At 70.4% G+C, this 20644-nt stretch carries 14 protein-coding genes and 1 pseudogene; 7 read left to right on the forward strand and 8 right to left on the reverse strand.

Translation table 11 applies throughout. The features are described from left to right. The first annotated feature begins 42 nt into the window (after nucleotides 1–42). From RB628_RS06405 to RB628_RS06425, 5 genes are all read left to right on the forward strand, one after another. On the forward strand, nucleotides 43–2286 hold the full coding sequence (locus tag RB628_RS06405) for a glycoside hydrolase family 9 protein (RefSeq protein ID WP_318319301.1): 2244 nt from the start codon (nucleotides 43–45) through the stop codon (nucleotides 2284–2286). A gap of 91 nt (nucleotides 2287–2377) precedes the next feature. Further along, nucleotides 2378–2626 carry a hypothetical protein gene (locus RB628_RS06410; protein ID WP_318319302.1) on the forward strand — a complete coding sequence of 83 codons (249 nt, stop codon included), beginning with the start codon at nucleotides 2378–2380 and terminating at the stop codon, nucleotides 2624–2626. Between the two features lie 3 nt (nucleotides 2627–2629). Next, nucleotides 2630–3007, forward strand: coding sequence for a toxin Doc (locus RB628_RS06415; protein WP_053745133.1), 378 nt, complete (start codon nucleotides 2630–2632; stop codon nucleotides 3005–3007). A gap of 517 nt (nucleotides 3008–3524) precedes the next feature. Further along, on the forward strand, nucleotides 3525–5192 hold the full coding sequence (locus RB628_RS06420; protein ID WP_318319303.1) for an RICIN domain-containing protein: 1668 nt from the start codon (nucleotides 3525–3527) through the stop codon (nucleotides 5190–5192). A 448-nt stretch (nucleotides 5193–5640) separates the two neighbouring features. Next, a complete protein-coding gene (locus RB628_RS06425) occupies nucleotides 5641–6075 on the forward strand; it encodes a protease inhibitor (RefSeq protein ID WP_318319304.1) in 435 nt (144 codons plus the stop codon). A gap of 206 nt (nucleotides 6076–6281) precedes the next feature. Here the strand turns inward: RB628_RS06425 and RB628_RS06430 are convergent, their stop codons facing one another. The 7 genes and pseudogenes from RB628_RS06430 to RB628_RS06460 all read right to left on the reverse strand — a co-directional run bounded on the left by RB628_RS06430 (nucleotide 6282) and on the right by RB628_RS06460 (nucleotide 15724). Further along, the gene (locus tag RB628_RS06430; protein ID WP_318319305.1) at nucleotides 6282–6695 is read right to left on the reverse strand and encodes an STAS domain-containing protein; all 414 of its coding nucleotides are present in this window, start codon (nucleotides 6693–6695) and stop codon (nucleotides 6282–6284) included. 254 nt (nucleotides 6696–6949) lie between these two features. Next, nucleotides 6950–8461 (reverse strand): MFS transporter, encoded by a 1512-nt coding sequence (locus RB628_RS06435; RefSeq protein WP_318319306.1) that lies wholly within the window; start codon nucleotides 8459–8461, stop codon nucleotides 6950–6952. A gap of 169 nt (nucleotides 8462–8630) precedes the next feature. Next, entirely contained in the window at nucleotides 8631–11447 is a 2817-nt protein-coding gene (locus RB628_RS06440; protein ID WP_318319307.1) for an NHLP bacteriocin export ABC transporter permease/ATPase subunit, read from the reverse strand. Between the two features lies 1 nt (nucleotide 11448). Beyond that, entirely contained in the window at nucleotides 11449–13671 is a 2223-nt protein-coding gene (locus RB628_RS06445) for an NHLP family bacteriocin export ABC transporter peptidase/permease/ATPase subunit (protein ID WP_318319308.1), read from the reverse strand. Next, nucleotides 13668–14474, reverse strand: coding sequence for an HlyD family efflux transporter periplasmic adaptor subunit (locus RB628_RS06450; RefSeq protein WP_318319309.1), 807 nt, complete (start codon nucleotides 14472–14474; stop codon nucleotides 13668–13670). Before RB628_RS06450 ends, RB628_RS06445 begins: the two co-directional genes overlap by 4 nt. Nucleotides 14475–14588: 114 nt before the next feature. Next, nucleotides 14589–14807, reverse strand: coding sequence for a type A2 lantipeptide (locus RB628_RS06455; RefSeq protein WP_318319310.1), 219 nt, complete (start codon nucleotides 14805–14807; stop codon nucleotides 14589–14591). A gap of 456 nt (nucleotides 14808–15263) precedes the next feature. Continuing rightward, nucleotides 15264–15724 (reverse strand): annotated as a pseudogene (locus tag RB628_RS06460) (PaaI family thioesterase). Between the two features lie 190 nt (nucleotides 15725–15914). Between RB628_RS06460 and RB628_RS06465 the strand changes: the two are divergent. Further along, nucleotides 15915–17210: a S1 family peptidase gene (locus RB628_RS06465; RefSeq protein ID WP_318319311.1), complete on the forward strand. Its 1296-nt coding sequence runs from the start codon at nucleotides 15915–15917 to the stop codon at nucleotides 17208–17210. Between the two features lie 143 nt (nucleotides 17211–17353). Here RB628_RS06465 and RB628_RS06470 read toward each other — a convergent pair whose 3' ends face one another. Beyond that, the gene (locus RB628_RS06470; RefSeq protein WP_412180601.1) at nucleotides 17354–19522 is read right to left on the reverse strand and encodes a SpoIIE family protein phosphatase; all 2169 of its coding nucleotides are present in this window, start codon (nucleotides 19520–19522) and stop codon (nucleotides 17354–17356) included. A 314-nt stretch (nucleotides 19523–19836) separates the two neighbouring features. Between RB628_RS06470 and RB628_RS06475 the strand changes: the two genes are divergently transcribed. Next, nucleotides 19837–20451, forward strand: coding sequence for a LuxR C-terminal-related transcriptional regulator (locus RB628_RS06475; protein WP_412180602.1), 615 nt, complete (start codon nucleotides 19837–19839; stop codon nucleotides 20449–20451). Nucleotides 20452–20644: the final 193 nt, after the last annotated feature.

Below are 20644 nucleotides of genomic sequence, written 5' to 3' on the forward strand. Positions count from 1 at the left end.
TTCTCGCACCCCGCGCCCCCACCTCACCCGAGGAGCCCAGACGTGAAACGACGCAGAACGACCCTGCTCTCGGTGACCGCCCTGCTCGCGGCGGCGCTCACCACGCTGCCGGCCGGACCCGCCGGGGCCGAGGAGATCGAACAGGTCAAGAACGGCACCTTCGACACGACCACCGCCCCCTGGTGGACGACCAGCAACGTCACCGCGGGCCTCTCCGACGGCGGCCTCTGCGCGGACGTACCCGGCGGCACCACCAACCGCTGGGACGCCGCCGTCGGCCAGAACGACATCACCCTGGTCAAGGGGGAGTCGTACCGGTTCGCCTTCAGGGCGACCGGTACGCCCGCGGGACACGTCGTCCGGGCGATCGTCGGCCTGTCGGTGTCCCCGTACGACACCTACTTCGAGGTCAGCCCGCAGCTGAGCGTGTCGGGCGACTCCTACACGTACACCTTCACCGCCCCCGCCGACACGGCCCAGGGCCAGGTCGGTTTCCAGCTCGGCGGCAGCGCCGACCCCTTCCGGTTCTGCGTGGACGACGTTTCGCTGCTCGGCGGGGTGCCGCCCGAGGTGTACGAACCCGACACCGGACCCCGGGTACGGGTCAACCAGGTCGCCTATCTGCCCGCGGGCCCGAAGAACGCCACACTCGTCACCGCCGCCACGCAGCCGCTGCCCTGGCAGCTGAAGAAGGCCGACGGGACGACGGTGGCCCACGGCAGGACCCTGCCGCGGGGCACCGATGTCTCCTCCGGGCAGAACGTCCACTCGATCGACTTCGGCTCCTACCGCAAGCGCGGCACCGGCCTCACCCTGGTCGCCGACGGCGAGACGAGCCGCCCCTTCGACATCGACGCGAGCGCCTACGACCGGCTGCGGACGGACTCGCTGAAGTACTACTACACGCAGCGCAGCGGCACCGAGATCCGCGACGACCTGCGCCCGGGCTACGCCCGCCCCGCAGGCCATGTCGACGTGGCGCCCAACCAGGGGGACTCCGGCGTGCCGTGCCAGCCGGGCGTCTGCGACTACACCCTCGATGTCACCGGCGGCTGGTACGACGCCGGTGATCACGGCAAGTACGTCGTCAACGGCGGCATCTCCACCTGGGAGGTGCTGAGCACGTACGAGCGCGCACTGCACGCCCGTACGGGGCAGCGGGACAAGCTCGGTGACGGCACGCTCGCCATCCCGGAGAGCGGCAACAGGGTGCCGGACGTCCTGGACGAGGCCCGCTGGGAACTGGAGTTCCTGCTGAAGATGCAGGTGCCAGACGGGCAGCCGCTGGCCGGTATGGCACACCACAAGATGCACGACGCGCAGTGGACCGGGCTGCCGCTGCTGCCGAGCGACGACCCGCAGAAGCGCGAGCTGCACCCGCCGACCACCGAGGCCACCCTCAACCTGGCGGCCACCGCGGCGCAGGCGGCCCGGCTGTACCGGCCCTACGACCGCTCGTTCGCGGCGCGGGCCCTCGCGGTGGCGCGCAAGGCATGGACGGCGGCCCTGGCCCATCCCGAGATCCACCCCGACCCGAACGACGGGACCGGCGGCGGCGCCTACCCCGACACCGACGCGCGCGACGAGTTCTACTGGGCGGCCGCCGAGCTGTATCTCACCACCGGGGAGAAGGCGTTCGAGCAGCACATCCTGAACTCGCCGATCCACACGGCCGACATCTTCGTCCCCCTCGGCTTCGACTGGGCCAGGACCGCCGCGGCCGGCCGTCTCGACCTGGCGACCGTCCCGAACCGGCTCCCCGGCCGGGACAAGGTCCGCCAGTCCGTCCTCAAGGGCGCCGACCGCTATCTGGCCACGCTGGCGGCACAGCCGTACGGCATGCCCTACGCCCCCGACGCCAACGTGTACGACTGGGGCTCCAACGCCCAGATCCTCAACAACGCCGTCGTCATCGCCACCGCGTACGACATCAGCGGCGCCTCGAAGTACCGGGACGGCGCGCTCCAGAGCATGGACTATCTCTTCGGCCGCAACGCGCTGAACATGTCCTATGTGACGGGCTACGGCGAGGTCAACTCCCATCGGCAGCACAGTCGTTGGTACGCCCGGCAGCTCGACCCGAGCCTCCCGGACCCGCCGGACGGCACGCTCGCCGGAGGCCCCAACTCCAGCATTCAGGATCCCTACGCACAGAGCAGACTCCAGGGCTGTGTCGGCCAGTTCTGCTACGTCGACGACATCCAGTCCTGGTCGACGAACGAGCACACGATCAACTGGAACGCGGCCCTGGCCCGGATGGCGTCCTTCGTGGCCGACCAGGGCTAGCCGGGCCGCGCCTCGCCCCCTCGGTACCACTGCCCTACTAACTTGACCTGGGGATATTTACGGGTAAGTACCGGCGCGGTACCGTGGGGGCATGCCAGCTCTGAATGTGGAGTTCAGTGACCGCGAGCTAGAGGACCTGCGGCAGATTGCCAAGGAGCGCGGTACGTCGATGAAGGCTCTCGTGCGTGAGGCGGCGGCGGCCGACATTGCCCGGCACCGGGCCCTGCAGGAGGGCGCGGAGGAATTCCGGCGGTTCTTCGCGGCACACGCCGACGAGTTCGCCGCCGCGTTCCCCGAGGACGAACCGGTCTCGCCGGGTCGTCGGGGCCGGGTCGCCTGACCGATGGCTCCCGTCATCCATATCGACGTGCCGTGGCTGCTCCAGCGCCACGAAGAGGTCCTGCCGGACCAGCCCACGGTCAACGACTTCTCCGCCCTGGTGGCCGCGGTGGCCCGCCACCGGGTCGACCCGCCGCGCCTCGGTGTGGACTCCGATCCTGCCTGGCGGGCCGCCGCGCTGCTGCACACCCTCGCGCTGCTCAAGCCGCTGCCGTCGGCCAACGCGCGCTTCGCCTGTGCCACCGCCGTGGCGTACATGTTCGTCAGCGACGTCGGCATAGACCCGCCCTACGGCGCCCTCGTCGACCTCGCCCGCGACCTGATCTCGGGCAAGACCGATGTCTACGGCGCGGCCGACCGGCTGCGTTCCTGGCAGATCTGAACCGTGCTGCAGAACTGTTGAACCGGGCCCGCCCTCGGGGCCGCCGACCGAGGGCGGGAGGAACGGGGCCGGCGGCCGTTTCGCGCGGGAGAGCCGCCGTTCCGCGCGGGGCCTCCGAGAAGGGCCGGGTTCCAGTGGACTGGGCCTTCGCGGGCACCGGGAGCGTGCGTGGCGCACAGGCGCGTGCACGTGGTTCACACGGGGCGCGGAGACGGGGTGCGGGGAAATTCCGGAAGTCGGTACGAGTGCCGAGAGTTTCTGCTGTTGCTGACTCTCCTTCAATGAATAGATGTTGCTCAAGTGCCTTGTTGGCCGAGAGCGACTTGTGCAAGGGTGAACTACCTGTGCAGGGGGAATGGCCGGGCTCGATTCGCCGGTGGTGATTCGGCGGCGGTCCAGCGTCACAGCGGGGACGGGGGCGGGGGGGGACACGAAGCCGCCGGTCTTCGCGCGGACTCGTCCGGGCCGTTTCCCGGAACTTCTGTGAGTCACCCGCGCGTGGGAAGGAAACCGCTCAGTGCCCACCCCCCACCCACCTCGTCCGTCCTGCCCCCCGTACTCCGGTGGGGTTCCGGGGGAATCGGACGAGAGTCTCGCCGCCCAGCTCAGAGGCAGGCCGGAGGGCGAGACCGGCCCGTCCGTCGCCCTGCTGATGGCGCGCCACTGGCAGGCGACGCACGAGTACGCGGTCATCTGCCTCGCCACTTCCGCCCAGGCCGCCTCCATGGTCGCCACGGCTGCCTTCCATCAGGTCCTGGAGCGGGTGATGCGGGCCGAGTCGGCCGTGGCGCTGCGCCCCCGGTTTCTCGTGGCCGTCCGCGACACCGTCAGGGAATGGTCCGCCGACGACCGTATAACCGATGTACTGCAGGATCTGACGAAACCGGCCGGCGGACGCGGTATGCGCGCGGCGAAGTCCATGACGCCGGAAAACCGTAGGCTCGCGGAGCGTTCCTTCCAGGCTCTTCCCGGACTTGCCCAGTGTCTGCTGTGGCACACCGAGGTCGAGGCCGAGCCGATGAATGTCCCCGCCGGGCTTCTTGGCATGGACACGGATACGGCGTCGGCGTCATGGGAGCAGGCCCGCGAACAATTCCGTGAGGGCTGTGTGCGCGCCCACCGGGAACTCGCGCCGTCCAAAGAGTGCCGGTTCTACAACCGTCTCCTCGACGTCCCCATCCGGCGCGGGGGCGCGCTGCTGCCCGATGTCCAGCAGCATCTGATGGAGTGCCGCTACTGCCGTTACGCCGCCGAGCAGTTGAGCCATTTCGAGGGCGCCCTGGGCACGCTGCTCGCCGAGGCGGTGCTCGGCTGGGGCGCCCGCCGCTACCTCGACTCCCGCCCGGCGCGCAGCGAGGGCGGTACCCGGCTGCGGGGCCATGCCCGCCACGGTGGCAGCGGTGGTGAGGGCACGGGTGGCTGGGGGATCGGTCTGGGGCGCCGTCGGCTGCTGTCACGCATTCCGTCCCCGCGCCGGCCGCTTCCGGGCGGGACCCGGAACAGGCGAACCCTGTTCACCAGCGTGGGCCTGGCCTCGGCCGTCGTCCTCGCGGTCGTTCTCGGCAGTGGGCTGTGGCCGAAGGACGGCAGTGGTGCCGATCCGGCCGCCTCGTCCAGCGCGACCGGGGGGCGCGCCCCGGTGCAGGACGCTTCGCCGACCCCGCCCGCGGTGTCGTCCTCGCCGCCCGAGACAGGCAGCAGCCCGACAGCCACCCGGCAGACCCGGCTGCGCAACGTCACCACAGACCTGTGCCTCGACATCCGGGGCGGGAAGGCCACGGCGGGCGCCGTCACCAAGCTCGCGTCCTGCTCGACGGCGTGGACCCAGATGTGGTCGTACGAGGACGACAGGCTGTTGCGCAGTGTCGCCGACCCCGAGCTGTGCCTGGACTCGCACGCCGATGCCGGTGTCGTGATCCTCGGTCGCTGTGCCGCGGTGACGGCCGCGCGCGGGGACGATGTGCGCTACGACCTTACCGTGCGGGGAGAGTTGCTGCCCCGCTGGGAGGAGGGACTGGCCGTCGCCCCCGCGTCCGACGACCCGGACGCGGACGTGGTCGTCAAGGTCCGCGACAACTCGGCGGAACAGCGCTGGCTCACGGACGCGGTCACCGCCAGCCCCGGCTCCCTGTCGATAGGGGGCCCACCGGAGTGGGCTGCCCAGGTCGACGCGGACCCGACGTAGCGGCGCTTGAACCATCCGGCCCGTCCGGCGTTTGGGGACAAGGCGCGTTCAGGGCCCGTGGCGGGGGGTCTGGGGGCGCAGCCCCGGGAGGTCGGTTCATCTGCCGTTCGCGTCCCCAGTGGATGGATGCGCCGGAGGCGCCCGGGTCCATCCGCCCCGGATTCGGAATGTTTCAGGCCGATTAAAAAGGCTGGTGGATCCGGCCAGTCGGCCGCCCGAAGCGATCAACAACCGCTCAGTTACGGGCTTCAGCCGCTCGAATCACGTAACTTCACGCCACTGATTCAATACGCAAGGTTACTGAAACGCATGGGGTCGAGATGAGTTTCGACGCCGGACTCGGCAGACTCACGCTCGCCGATCCGGCCCGACCGGCTGGGATCGAGTACCCATGCGGACCGTTGGACCTTCGATTCGCATCTTCGAACTGAGCGGAAGGATGCACACAATGCCGAACACCGCGCGCTGGGCAGCGACTCTGACCCTGACGGCCACCGCCGTCTGCGGCCCCCTCGCCGGGGCCGCCGTCGCTGCCCCGGGCCTCGCCCCCTCCGGGCTCTACGCCCCCTCGGCCCTGGTGCTCACCGTGGGGCACGGCGACACCGCCGCGGCCGTCACCCCCGAGCGTGCCGTCACCCTGACCTGTGCGCCGACGGCCTCGGGCACACACCCGGCGGCGTCCGGGGCCTGCGCCGAACTCCGGGCAGCAGGCGGGGACCTCGACGTCCTCGCGCCGAGAGGCGACGTGAAGTGCACCAAGCAGTACGACCCCGTGGTCGTCACCGTCGAGGGAGTGTGGCGGGGCCAGCGGGTCGCCTATGAGCGGACCTTCGCGAACGAGTGCGTGAAGAGCACCTACGGGACGGCCGTCTTCACGTTCTAGGGACCGGGGTCGCGTGCTCCCGTGAGCATCGCAGGACGCTCGCGGATGGGGAGTGCGAAACCTGTGTCACGGGGTGCCGCGCGATCTCGCAGCGGGGCCGGCCGGCGGAGTGGGGCCGCCGGCCGGCCCCTGACGTGCGTACGGAGCCCCTGGCGTGCGTCGAACCACGAACCCTTGACGTGCGTACGGAAGGGGAATCCGTGCACCTACTCCGATGGACCCGGGATACGGGCGAGGGGCGGGAAGCGGTGCAGCAGGTTCGAGGCGCGCAGCAGACGGTGGAAGCGGGGCGTGTCGGAGACCAGGCGCAGCCGCCCGCCGCGCTCGCGGGCCCGGGCGTCCGCGCGGCACAGTGCGCGCAGGCCCGAGCAGTCGAAGAATTCGACGCGCCGGAGGTCGACCAGGACGTCCGGGCCGGGGCGGGATGTCGCGGCGTCCAGATGCCCGGAGAGGAAGTCCGCGGTCGCGAGGTCGATCTCACCGGAGATCTCGACCACGGTGAACGGCCCGCTCGTGTACGTACGGGCATACGCATTGGCCGTCGGGGGCAGGGCTCCGGACGAGTCCGAGGCCGTGCGCTCGGGCCGCCCGGGGATGCGGTCGTCGGCTTCCGGTGTCATGGCTGCTCCACCTCTGCAGGAGGCGCATTAGGTCTCGGTAGCTACCCCGGCGGAGTCGGGACCATCCCTGACACGCCGTCCGCAAGATCTAGTTCACTCGACATGGTGAATTGCGGCCGTATTGGTTGACGTTTCCGTGTGTCGTGCACTCGCCCGCCTTGGAAGCGGACTGTCGCAGTGGACGCCGCGACAGCCGGGAGGGGCCGCAGTCTCCCTGAAGACGGCGGCCCCTCGGCCTCGGCAGCCCGGGTGGGTCACATGTGGACGACCGGCGCGGCGCTCTCGTCCTGGACCGGCACGCCGGGGCGGTACAGCAGGAAGGTGATCAGCGCGCCCGCGGCGAAGAAGCCGGCCGACCACCAGAAGGCTGTGGTGTAGCTTTCGATCGTCGACTGGGCCTGGACGAGTGTGTCACTCGCGTTGCGGCCGGACAGATAGTTGGTCGCGGCGCTCGCGGCGAGCGTGCTCAGCAGCGCCGTGCCGATCGAACCGCCCACCTGCTGCATGGTGTTGACCGTCGCGGAGGCCACGCCCGCGTCCTCGGCGCCGATTCCGCTGGTGGCCAGCTGCATGGCGGGCGGCATGATGACGCCCATGCCCACGCCGATCACCAGCAGTTGCGGGAGGACGGCGGTGCCGAAGTCCGAGCCGACACCGATACCGGTGAGCCAGACCATGCCGGCCGCGCCGAGGGTGAAGCCCAGCGGAATGATGATCTTGGGGCCGAAGCGGGGCACGAGCCTGGTGGTGGACACCTGGGCCGCGACCATGAGGGCCGCCATCATCGGCATGAAGGCCAGGCCGGTCCTGGTCGGGCTGAAGCCGAGGTTCAGCTGCAGGTAGTAGGTGAGGAAGAGGAAGACCCCGAACATTGCCGCGCCGGAGATGAGCACCGTGAGGAACGAGGCCCCACGGTCGCGGTCGAGCAGGACACGCATGGGCAGCAGCGGGTGCTCGGCGCGGGTCTGCCATCCGGCGAACGCCGCGAGGAGCAGGCCGCCCGCGATCAGGAAGCCCCAGGTCTGCGGTGAACCCCAGTCGTGCGACTCGGCGTTGGAGAAGCCGTAGACGACGGCGAAGAGACCGGCGGAGACCAGGACGGTGCCCGGGACGTCGATCTTGGAGTTGGCGGCGTCGCGGTGGTTGCTCAGGAGCATCCAGCCGCCCATGAACGCGACGACGGCGAAGACCAGGTTCACGTACAGCGTCCAGCGCCAGTCGAGCGCGTCGGTCAGCAGGCCGCCGAGCAGCAGGCCCACCGCGCCGCCGGCGCCGGCGATCGCGCCGTACACGCTGAACGCGCGGGCACGTTCACGCGCGTCGGTGAAGGTCGTGTTGAGGAGGGAGAGCGCGGCGGGCGCGAGCAGCGCGCCGAAGACACCCTGGAGTGCGCGGGCGACGACCAGCATCTCGAAGCTGCTGGCGGCACCGCCGAGGACGGAGGCGCCGGCGAATCCGGCCACGCCGACGAGGAAGGCGGGCTTGCGGCCGAACAGGTCGGCTATCCGGCCGCCGAGCAGCAGCAGGGAGGCGAAGGCCAGCGCGTACGCGGTGACGATCCACTGCCGGTTGCCGTCGGAGAAGCCGAGGTCTGCCTGGGCGGAGGGAAGCGCGATGTTCACGATGGTGGCGTCGAGGACGACCATCAGCTGCGCGATCCCGATGATGGCCAGGATCCACCACCGCTTCGCGTTCGGCGCAGTGGACCCCTTCTCCAGGCTGTTCGCCGCGCCCTTCGGGGCGCCTTCGGTCAGAGGCTGGGACATCTGAGCACACTCCAGGGAAGGCCGCTCGTGAGACGAGGGAAAGAAGGTAAACGAAACCGTTTCGTACTGGTGGGCGATCCGAGATTAGACCACTTTCATCGAAACGGCAAAGTGTCGAAACGGCAAAGTATCGATAGGGTGCACTCTTCTCGGCGGCCCTGGTGCTTCCCTACGCCAGTTGTCGTCGCACCAGCTCGTGCAGCCGACCGCCCGTGTCCGCCAGCAACCGGTCCGGCGGGCCCTGCTGGGCTACCTTGCCGTCCTCCATCACGATCACCCGGTCCGCGTCCAGCACCGTCGACAGGCGGTGCGCGATCACGATCCGGGTGGCGTTCAGCGCGCGGGTGCTCTCGATGACAATGCGCTGCGTTTCGTTGTCCAGGGCGCTGGTCGCCTCGTCGAAGAAGAGGATGCGCGGCCTGCGGATCAGCGCCTGCGCGATCATCAGCCGCTGCCGCTGGCCGCCGGAGACCGCTCCGCTGCCCTGGACGATGGTGTGCAGGCCCATCGGCATCCGCTGGATGTCCTCGGCGAGGCCCGCCATCCCGGCGGCGGCCATCGCCTCCTCCGGCGTGTACGGCTCGGTGCCGCAGATGACGTCGAGGATCGAGCCCGTCATCGGCTGGGCGTGCTGCAGCACCACACCGCACTGGCGTCGTACGGCCGACTGGTCGAGCGCGCCCAGGTCCTGGCCGTCGTACAGCACACTGCCCGATACCGGCTTGTCGAAGCCGATCAACAGGCGCAGCAGCGTCGACTTGCCGCAGCCGCTGGGGCCGACGATCGCCACGAACTCACCCGCGCTGACCTGGAAGGACACGTCGTCCAGGACGAGCGGGCCGTCGTCCGCGTAGCGGAACGAGAGACGACGGGCCTCGACCGCCCCCGTCAGCACGCCCGGCCGGGTGCTCGCGACGCGTACCTCCGGGGTCGCCTCCAGCACCGGCTTGATCTCCTCGTACAGCGGGAGCGCGGCCACACCGGAGACGAAGGCGCCGGTCAGCTGGGTGACCGAGGTCAAGAGCATCGTCACCGAGGTGTTGAAGGTGAGGAAGGCCGCCGCCGACATCTCGCCGCGCGCCGGACCCGCGAGCAGCATGAACATCAGCAGTGTGCAGATCGGCAGGTACACCGCGCCCAGCACGGTCGTGAGGTTCTTGATGCGGCCGACCTTCTGCTGCAGCTCGCGGCTGCGCGCGAACTCGGCCGCCCAGGCCGCGTACGCGTAGTTCTCGGCCGCCGCGACCCGCAGTTTGGGCAGCCCGCGCAGGGTCTGGAAAGCCTGGTTGTTCAGTTTGTTGGAGAGCACGATCAGCCGCCGCTGCCAGCGCACCTGCCACAGTCCGAGCCCGAGGAACACGGCGGCGATCACCACCAGCATGCCGACCGCGGCCAGCGCCATCGGGACGCTGTACCAGAGGAGCAGGCCCAGGTTCATCGCCGCGATCGTGACCGACTGCGTGACGACGGGGGCAACTCCCGCCAGCAGCTTGCGAATCGCGCTGATGCCCATAGCCGCACTCGCCAGCTCACCGGTCGAGCGCTCGGTGAAGAACTTCGTCGGCAGACGCAACAGCCGGTCCCAGACGGCCGGTTGGAGCGCCGCCTCGATACGGCCCTCCATCCGGAGCAGGGTGAGGTTCTGCAGCAGCATGAAGGCCGCCGCCACCACACTGCTGATCATGACGGCCAGACAGAACTGCACGATCAGCGTGGTCTGAGCCTTCGGCACGAACTCGCCGAGCACCTTGCCGGTGGCAACGGGCACCAGAGCACCGATGGCGATCGTCACCAGGCTGCTCAGCAGCAGGTTCACCACATCGCCGCGGCTGCCGCCCATGCTGAACCGGAGCAGTCGCAGCGGGCTCATCCCGCGTTCGGGCAGCGGACGGTAGAACATCACCGCCCGCTCCTCGAACTCCGCCGCGTTCGCCTTCTCCACCGGTGTCTCGCGTCCCGACGAGGGTTGCACCGCCACGTAGCCGCCGCGTCGCCACAGCAGTGCGACCGGTGAGCCCGACAGACTCCGGTGGCCGACCAGCGGGCCGACGTCGTCGCGCCACCAGCGCCCGTCGAGCCGGATGGCCCGGGTACGGACGCGGGAGGCGAGCGCGATCCGTTCGACCGGGTCGAGCCGGTCGCTCTCGGTGCCGCTCTGCGCGGGCTCGGCGAGCGTGATCCCGGCCGCCTCGGCCACCAGCTTGCAGGCCGCGTACGTCGCGTCGGCGTCGGCGGCGGTCGTGCGCTTCCCCGACGGCTTGCCGATCGACGCCAGCAGTGTCCGGTCGGCCTGGGCGCGGACGGCCTCGCCCGCCTTGATACCGGCCGCCGTACGGGTCTCGTGGCTGCGTTCCAGCTGCTCGATCCACCGGTCGAGGGTGGCGAGCAGCCGGCGCTGCTGGTCGACCATGCCCTGCCAGACCCCGGGGTCCATCAGCAGATCGGCGGCGGCCGCCGCCCCGTACAACGACCCGTACTGCACACTGCCCGGCGGGACCTGCATCCAGAACACGTCGTCGTCGGTCGGCGCGGCGGCCCGTTCCGAGGCCATCGGCGCCTGGAAGAGGATCGACAGACCGCGTCCGGCGCCCAGGGCCAGGGCGTACTCCAGCGGGCTTGTCGCGGGGGGCACGTACTGGGCGTTGCCGTACTCGTCGTACGACCAGGTCTCCGTGCCCGGCGACTGGTACAGCTCGCGCAGGCCGATGCGGTGCACCACGCAGTCGCGCACCGGGCGGGCGACCAGCGTGTGTTCCGGGCCGGTGACCGGGCCGAGCAGCAGCGCGCCCGCCTCCAGACGGCCGAGGTGGTGCCACTGGCCCTGCTCCACGGCGTCCACCGCGTACAGATCGAGCGCGCCGGACGCGACCAGCCACAACACCTGCGGGCCTTCGAGGTCGAGGCGGCCCTGCCCGGACAGGTCGAAACGCGTCCCCATCTGCCCGAGCGCGGTCAGGACGACATCGCCCTCGGATACGGTTGTCATCTCATCGCTCCCTGACCAGCTCGGCGTACGCCCCGCCGGCCGCCACCAGGGCGTCGTGCCGCCCGCGTTCCACGATCGTGCCGTGCTGGAGCACCACGATCTCGTCACTGTCACGCACGGTGCTGAGCCGGTGCGCGATCACCACACAGGCGCAGCCGCGCTTGCGCAGGTTGTCGATCACCGTCTGCTCGGTCTCCGCGTCCAGCGCGCTGGTCACCTCGTCGAGGACGAGAATGCTGGGGTTGCGCACCAACGCCCTCGCGATCTCCAGGCGTTGGCGCTGTCCGCCGGAGAAGTTCCGCCCGTCCTGCTCGACCCGGCTGTGGATGCCGCCCGGCCGGCGCGTGATGACGTCGTACAGCGCCGCGTCCTCAAGGGCTGCCACCACCGACTCGTCCGGAATCGACGGGTCCCACAGCGCCACGTTGTCACGGACGCTGCCCTCGAACAGGAACACGTCCTGGTCGACGAAGGAGACCGAGGCCGCGAGCGCGCCGCGTGGAATGTCCTCCAGGCGCTGCCCGTCGATACGGATGACGCCCTCCCAGGGCGCGTACAGGCCCGAAATCAGCCTGGAAACAGTCGACTTGCCGCTGCCGGAGCCGCCGACCAGCGCCACCTGCCGACCCGGGCCGACGGCCAGGTCGAAGCCCGACAGCAGGGGCTTGTCGAGCGGGCTGTAGCCGAAGGTGATGTTCTGCAGCTCGACGTGCCCGTGCAGCCGGCGCGTCGAATCGCCGCCGCCCGGACGGGCGTACAGCGGGTCCGCCCGGAAGTTCTCGACGTCCTTGAGCCGGGCCACGTCCGCCGCGAAGTCCTGGATGCGGCCCGCCACACCGTTGAGCCGGGTGAGGGGTGCGGTGAACCGCACGACCAGGGCCTGGAAGGCCACCAGCAGACCCACGGATATATGGCCCTCGACGGCCCGCATCCCGCCGATCCAAAGGATCAGCGCGCTGTTCAGCGTCGCCAGCGTCGGCGCGACCACGCCCAGCCAGGCGCTCGGCACCCCGAGCCGCTGCTGCTCCTCCAGCGTCGTCGCGTGCTGCCCGGCCCACTTGCGGAAGTAACCCTCCTCGCCGCCGGTCGCCTTCATGGTCTCGATCAACTGGAGCCCTGAATATGCGGTGTTGGTCAACCGGGCGTTGTCCGCGCGCAGTTTCGCGGTACGGGTCGCGCGCAGCCGGATCACCACCCGCATGGCCACGATGTTGAGCAGCGCGACGCCGATGCCGACGGCCGTCAGCTGCGGGTCGTACGTGTAGAGGAGCACGGCGTACAGCACGACGACGATCGCGTCGACGCCCGCCGCCGCGAGATCGCGCGCCAGTGTCTCGGACACCGCGTCGTTCGACTGGAGGCGCTGGACCAGGTCGGCCGGGCTGCGCTGGGAGAAGAAGGTGACCGGGAGGCGGAGCAGATGACGCAGGAAGCGGGCGCTGCTCAGAGTCGAGGAGATGATGCGGCCGTGCAGCAGGTTCGCCTGTTGCAGCCAGGTCAGCACGAGGGTCAGCGCCACGCACGCGCCCATCGACGTGAACAGCACCTCCAGCATCGAGGTCTGGCCGCCGATCAGGAACGTGTCGATGTAGGTGCGGCTGAGCGCGGGCATCGCGGCGCCCACCGCGACCAGCAGCAGACTCGCCAGGATCGCGGCGGGCATCGTGCCCGAGGTACCGCGCAACCTGGCCGGCATGGCACCCAGGACGCCCGGTTTGCGCCCGCCCCGTTCGAAGCCGGGGCCCGGTTCCATGACGAGGACGACGCCGGTGAAACTGGCGTCGAAGTCCTCCATCGGTACGAATCGGCGGCCCTTGCCGGGGTCGTTGATGTGTACTCCGCGCCGCCCGAAACGGCGCCCCATGCCGTCGAGAACGACGTAGTGGTTGAACTCCCAGAACAGGATCGCGGGCGCGTTCACCTCGGCGAGCGCGACCGTGTCCATCTGCATGCCCTTGGCCGTCAGGCCGTAACTCCGCGCTGCCTTCAGGAGGTTGCTGGCGCGCGAGCCGTCCCGTGAGACACCGCAGGCGATGCGCAGCTCTTCGAGAGGGATGTGCCGCCCGTAGTGGCCGAGGACCATGGCGAGTGAGGCCGCGCCGCACTCCACGGCCTCCATCTGGAGAACGGTCGGCGTGCGCACGGACGTGCCGCTGCCCTTCGGGACCGTGCGTCCGGGCGGGGCCGAGCGGCGCTTGGCCCGGGAGTTCTGTGCGGCACTCACGGCAGCAGCCAATCGACGGGACGCTGGTCGGCCAGCCGGATCGAGCCCGAGGCCAGGGTCATGGAGGTGAGCCCGAACGGTGGCCCCTCGGTGGACGACCACCGGTAACCGCTTTTCGTGGACGACGACTTGTCCAGTTTCACCAGGACGGCGACGGGCCGGCCGTTCTTGGTGAACTGCTCGCCCAGCTGGCTGTCACCGAGGAACGCGCCGATCTGCGTCTGCGTCTGGGGGGCCCGGTCCACCGACTTCACATGGCCGCGCAGCACGCCGTACTGCTGGGTGGGCGCGGTCTGGACGGTCAGGTCGACGGCCGCGTTCGCGGGAATCGTGGCGGCGCTCTCGGCCGGCACGTACACCGTCGCGTACAGCGGGTCGCTCGCGCGGGCGACCTTCTCGATGGCCGCGATGTTCGTGCCCGTGCCGATGATCTGGCCGATCGTGGCGGCGAGCGCGGTGAGCCGGCCCGCGGCGACCGAGCGGACCACGGAGTCGCCGGAAGCCGTACGGACCCTCAGCACAGGCGAGTTGGCGGGCAGCTGGGCGCCCTCCTCGGCGAGAACCGCGGTGATCTGGCCGGACACGGGGCTCTGCAGGACGTAACTGCCCTCCCCGTGCGTGAGGATGGCGGGCGCGCTGACCGTGGAGGAGACGGACCCCGTGACCGCCCACACGGACGCGGCGGCCATGACGACGACCGTGACGGACAGGACCAGCCATCCCTGGGGGCGCGCGAAGCGCACCGGAAGGTCCAGCTCTTCGGGCGACTGGAGCTTGGCGAGGGCCTGTTGGCGGAACTGCACGGGCTTACCTCACCTGGGTGGGAAGACTTGCCTGAGAAGGGCCGGTGGGTTTGTGGCACCCGAGAGTCCCGGAACCGGGGAACGGTTCCGGGACTCAGCGGTGCGAGGCGTCGATCAGAGACCGGCGACCAGGTTGGTGACCGCACCGGTGTTCAGGCCGGTGAGGCCCTCGACCGTGCCGGTGACCGTGCCGACCAGCGGAAGCACGCCGGGGGCAGCGCTGTCCACCAGGTTCGTGACGGTGCCGACGGCGTTCAGGGACAGACCGCCGGAGACGGCGTCGAGAGCGGAGTCCGACAGCTCGGCGGTCTCAACCTGGGGGGTGGAGTTCATGATGGAACTTCCCTTCGTATGGGTATTTCAAGGGGGGAGAGCGGCCCCCTCTGGGGGACAGACGACGGCCGCGACCGCAGAGCCACTCAGGCCCGTTGCCGGAACCTCAGCGGCCCCTGCGATGCGATGGATCAAAGCACGCCCGGACAGCGCGCTTCCAATCAACCAACCGCCCCACCAGGGCATTTGAGACCCACTGGCCCCACACCGTGAGGGTGTGCGCACGTCTTGGCGGTGACTTCTTCACATGCCGCACGGCTTCGGTGCACCCCGGCTCTTGCGGCCGGGTGGGCGCGTCGTTCACGGGTGCGTGGCGGAATCGGACAGTCCGCCACCAAAGGCGTGGCGCGTGACGAGCGGATGTGCGGAACCGTCGTATGCGGTGACCTGGCTGCACATTCGGTGTGCAGATTCACTGAAGCCGGGATTCGCATCGGTATGACCGACACAAAGCCATCAGATGATTACGGAAAGTGTCTTTCTGTGGCCTTTCTGTGTGGCGGGTCGGCCCGGGAGGGCGTACACCGTGCTTGCGCGGGCCGCGAGTTCACCGGATTCGGCATCGGTCGGCGTGATGTCGGCGAAGACCGTCCGCGGCCGGGCTTTGCGACGACCGCCTCGATCAGGACATCCGATCCGGTCACCGCGCGCTGAAATGTCGTGGACTGCTGGACCGTCGTCATGGGGACGAATGCCCCGCGTGCCGCGTACACCGCGATCACGGTCGCGGTGTACGCGGCGGCCATCAGGGCCTGCCCCGACAGCGCGCCGCCCTCCCGGGCCAACCGTGCCGACCAGGACATTCGCAGCAGCGCCCGGTGCTCGCCCGGTTCCCCGGCCGACAGGCCGAGTGCGCGCACCCGGGGTGCGAAGGCGGCGGAAAGGATCCTGTCTGCTTCGGTGGGCGTCATCGCCATATGGGTGGTTGTTCCCGGCGGCTCCGGATCAGGGCCCGGCAATGGCCGATTCGCCGTTTCGCAAAGGGAGTTGGCAAACACGTTTGAACGCCCCGCGCGACCCGTCCGTACCTACAGCCATCCAGGCGCCCCAGTCGGTCGCCGATGAACGATCGGCGGCTAAGACCCCGCCCCGCAGGAGGTCAAGAAGTTGAGTCACAAGCGAATTCCGAAGCGTAAGGCCGCGATAGCGGTGGGCAGCGTCGCGGCGATCGGAGCGGCGGCCCTCCTGCTGCCCAACGCCATGGCGTCCCAGACCGACGCGGCGGGTGGCGCCACTCCGAAGACCCTTCAGGCGACGGATGCCTCGGATCTGGCCTCGCAGCTGGAGGAGTTGCTCGGGGATGCCTTCGCGGGCTCCTACTACGACGCCGACAGGCAGCAGCTGATCATCAACGTCATCGAAGGTGACAACAACAACGTCATCATCCAGGCCCAGGAGGCCGGCGCCGCCGTCCGCGAGGTCGAGAACAGCATCGCGGAACTCAAGGCGGGTGCTCAGACGCTGAAGGCCGAGGCGACCATCCCGGGCACCGCCTGGGCCCTCGACCCCCGGACCAACAAGATTCAGGTCACCGCCGACAGTACGGTCACGGGCGCCAACTGGGACACGATCGAGTCGACCGTCGAGAGCCTCGGCTCGGGCATGGCGACCATCAAGAAGACCGCGGGCACCTTCAAGACCTTCGTGGAGGGCGGCGACGCCATCTTCGGCGGCGGCGCCCGCTGCTCCCTCGGCTTCAACGTGGTGACCGGGGACGGCACCCCCGGCTTCCTGACCGCCGGTCACTGCGGTGTCGCCGCGGCCGAGTGGTCGGACGCGGAGGACGGCGCGGCGATCGGCACGGTCGAGGCTGCCACCTTCCCGGGCGACGGTGACTTCGCACTCGTGAAGTACAACGACCCGGCGACCGTGGCCGACAGCACCGTCGACGTCGGGGGCGGCCAGACCGTCGACATCCTGCAGGCCGCCGAGGCCGAGGTCGGCCAGCAGGTCTTCCGTATGGGCTCCACGACCGGCCTCAGCGACGGCGAGGTGACCGGCCTCGACGCCACCGTGAACTACCCCGAGGGCACGGTCACCGGCCTCATCCAGACCAACGTCTGCGCGGAGCCCGGCGACAGCGGCGGCTCGATGTTCACCCAGGACGGCGGTGCGATCGGCCTGACCTCCGGCGGCAGCGGCGACTGCACGGTCGGCGGCGAGACCTTCTTCCAGCCGGTCACCACGGCCCTGGAGGCCGTCGGCGCGACCCTCGGCGCGGGCGGCGCGGGCGCCGGTGAGGAGGCCGGCGCTGGTGAAGAGGCCGGTGCCGGTGAGGAAGCCGGTGCGGGCGAAGAGGCCGGACTCGGTGAAGAGGTCGGCGGCGACGAGCTCGGCGGGGTCGACGACCAAACCGGCAACGCCGTGGACGACGGCACCGGTCTGGAGAACCAGGACCACTGACCGGCCACACCAGTAGTCCCGGCCGCCAGTGAAACGGTCCGGCCCTCCGGCGGGAGGGCCGGACCGTTGTGCGTGCGTGAGCAGGCCGGAGCACAGCAGCGGCGGCCCATCTGCGCAGGTGGGCGTGGGCTGTCCCGGCCGCCTCATGGGAGGGGCGCCCGCGCTCGGTTCTCCGCACGCGCCCGCAGCAGAAGCAGCGCGATGTCGTCCACCCGGTCCGTCACTCCCGCACCGAACTCGACCAGATCGTCGGCGAGTTCGTCCAGCGGCCGGTCCCCGGTCGCCGCGAGCCGCCGTCCGAGCGCGCCCAGCGCCTCGTCGAGGTCGACGCCGGGGGACTCGATCAGCCCGTCCGTGTACAGGGCGAGGACGCAGCCGGGCGGCAGCTCGACCTCGGTCGGCGGATACGTGGCGGAGGCGTCGATCCCCAGCAGCGGACCCCCGGCCAGGTCGAGCACCCGCACCTGTCCGTCCGGATGTCTCAGCAGGGGCTGCGGATGCCCCGCACGGGCCATCACGGCCCGGCCGGAGTCCGGATCGAGCCGCAGATACAGACAGCTGGCGAACAGTTCGGTGCCGAGGTCGATCAGCAGCCGGTTGGTGCTGCTCATGACCTCCTCCGGCGCCTGACCGACAGTCGTGTACGCCCGTACGGCCGTACGGATCTGGCCCATCAGTCCGGCCGCCGTCACGTTGTGCCCCTGGACGTCCCCGATCACCGCCGAGGCCCGCCCGTGCGCGGTCACCAGGTCGTAGAAGTCGCCGCCGATGTCCATGCCCTGGGTGGCGGGCAGATAGCGCGCGGCTGCCTCGAAGCCCGGCAGCGACGGCAGCGAACTGGGCAGCAGTGCGGCCTGGAGGCCGTGCGCGACCCGGTGCTTGGCGTCGTACAGCAGCGCCCGCTCCAGCGCTTGGGCGATCAGGCCGCCGAGACTGGTCAGGACGGCGCGCTCGTCGGCGGGGAACGCGTGCCGTTCGGCGTAGCCCAGCACACAGGTGCCGACCGGACGTCCGGACGCGATCAGCGGGAGAAACGCCCAGGCCGCCATCTGGCCGGGGACATCCCGTAGCGCCGGAAACAGCCGGTCCAACTGCCCCCGGGACTCGAAGAAGGCGGGCACACCAGTGGTGAGGACCTGGGTTCCCGGGTTCTGCTCGGTCAGCGGCGCCCCGTCGAACCTCTCCACGAGCTGAGGGTCGGTGTACCCGCGATGCCCCAATACGTGCATGCGTCCGCCCCGCGAGCCAAGCATCACCAGCGTCTGGCAGCCCACCGCCGGCATGATCTCGTCCGCGACCAGCTGGACGACGTCCTCGACGCCCGCCGCCTCGGTGAGCGCGCCCGCCAGGGACAGCACCTGCGAGATCGTGACCAGACTGGAGGGGCCGCCCGGCGGGCGCTCCGCTCGGTCCAGGTCGCCCACCGCCCGCGCCCTGGTGATATGGACGCTCAGCCCGGTCGCGCTCGGATACAGACGGAACGACAGCCAGTCGCCCGGCGGGCGCAGTGCCACGAACGAGGTGACGTGCAGACTGAACAGCGCGGCGCGGTAGCGGTCCTCGTACACCGGATCGTTGAGCCAGGGCACCGACACCCACAGCCGGGTGCCGAGCAGCCCGCGCGCGGGGATACCCAGCAACTCCGTGGCAGCCGCGTTGACGAAACAGACACGCCCGTGCAGATCGAGCGAGCACAGACCGTACGGCAGCCGCGCCACCATCCGCGCCGCCTCGACCGTGCCGAGGGTGTCGGCCGTCTCCTCGGGCGGGATGGCCAGCAGGTCCGCCTCGGGCCGCAGCGGACGGTGCTCGGCGGCGGCCCGCTCCAGACGCAGCGCCAGCCGGTCGCAGGCCGCGCTGAGCTGCGCCCGCTCCCGGTCCGACAGCTCAGACGGATGCGAACCGGGCCAGGTCACGAAGACGGACCCGTACACCGTCGAGGAGGTCGCCAGCGGCACGGCGGCGAGCGCGAAGGGATAGGGCAGCACGACAGCCACCCGCGGAAACCGCCGGGCCATGTCCCCTTCGCCGCCCACCCATACGAACCGCCGCTCGCGCGCCGCCTCGGCGACGGGAACCGGTGAGCTCAGCCCGACCCGCTCCCAGGGCGCCGCGAACGCCCGGGGCAGCCCCGCCATGACGGCCATCTCCAGCACGGAACCACCGGGCGCCAGCAGATACACCCCGCCCGCCAGGGCGCGGACGTCCTCCATCATCTCCGCCAGCGCCAGCGACAGCAGTGGCTTGCCGAACGAGGCCGAGCCGGCGTCTTTTCCGGGCCGTCCGCGTGCGGACGCCGGTTCATCAGCCACCGGGACCACCTCCTCACCGGGCCGGGCCCTTCAGACTCAAGGCTCTGTCCACTCGGCCCGTCGCGCACGGCGAGCGGTTGTTCCCCGCTTCCTGCCGAGAATTTTTCGGCAGGAAGGAGTTCCGCTGAATGCCCACTCCACTCCGGCCCATGCTCCAGCGGTTGAAGCTCAAATCCGGCGCGAAAGCCCCCTGTGTGCGCCCCCTCGCACCCCGTTGGCCAGTTCTGCACGCCCGGCAGCAGCCGCGAGAGCCGAGAGCCGAAAAGGGGGCACGCGCACCGGTGAACCGGGCCGATGAGGGTGAAGGAGTGGCAGTGATCCGAGTGCTTCTGGTGCACGACGCGAGTCTGGTGCGATCGGTCCTGGCGGAGTGGCTGCGCAGAGAACCCGACCTGGGGGTGTCCGACGCCTCCTGGCGCAGTGCCGGGGGGAGGGCGAGGTCGCTGCGGCCCGATGTCTGCGCGGCCGACCTGGAGAGCCCGGACTCCTACGGCTTACCGCCGCTGGGCGAACTGCGCGACCGCGGGACGGCCGGGCCCGCACCGCGCCTGCTGGTACTGGCCAGCGCCGCCAGACCGGGCCTGCTGAAGCGGGCTGCGGAGGCGGGCGCGCTGGGCTACGTCGACAAGGACAGGGAAGGGGCGCCGGAGCGGCTGGTGTCCGCCATTCGGAGGGTCGCGGCGGGTAGACGTTTCGTCGACGACTCACTCGGCTTCGGCTTTCTCAGAGCCACGCAGATCCCGCTCACCCGGCGTGAGCTGAGCGTCCTGTCACTCGCCGCGGAGGGGGCGTCCGTCGCGGAGATCGCCGGCAGCCTGCACCTGTCCCACGGAACCGTGCGCAACTACATGGCGGCCATCACCCGCAAGACCGGAGCCCGCAACCGCGTCGACGCCATCCGTATCTCGCAGGGTGAGGGCTGGCTGTGACGATGCCGGCGGCGCCGCCGACCAGCTGCCCACCAGGTCGCGGTAGAGGGAGGAGCGTTCCAGCAGCTCGTCGTGCGTCCCGTACGCGCACTGCAGGCCGTCCATGACGAGGACACGGTCCGCACGGCGTGCCGAGGCGATCCGGTGCGCGACCACGACCAGGGTGGTGCCGGCCCGGGAGGCGAAGGCCCGC

Source organism: Streptomyces sp. ADMS, assembly GCF_033441795.1.
GTDB lineage: Bacteria > Actinomycetota > Actinomycetes > Streptomycetales > Streptomycetaceae > Streptomyces.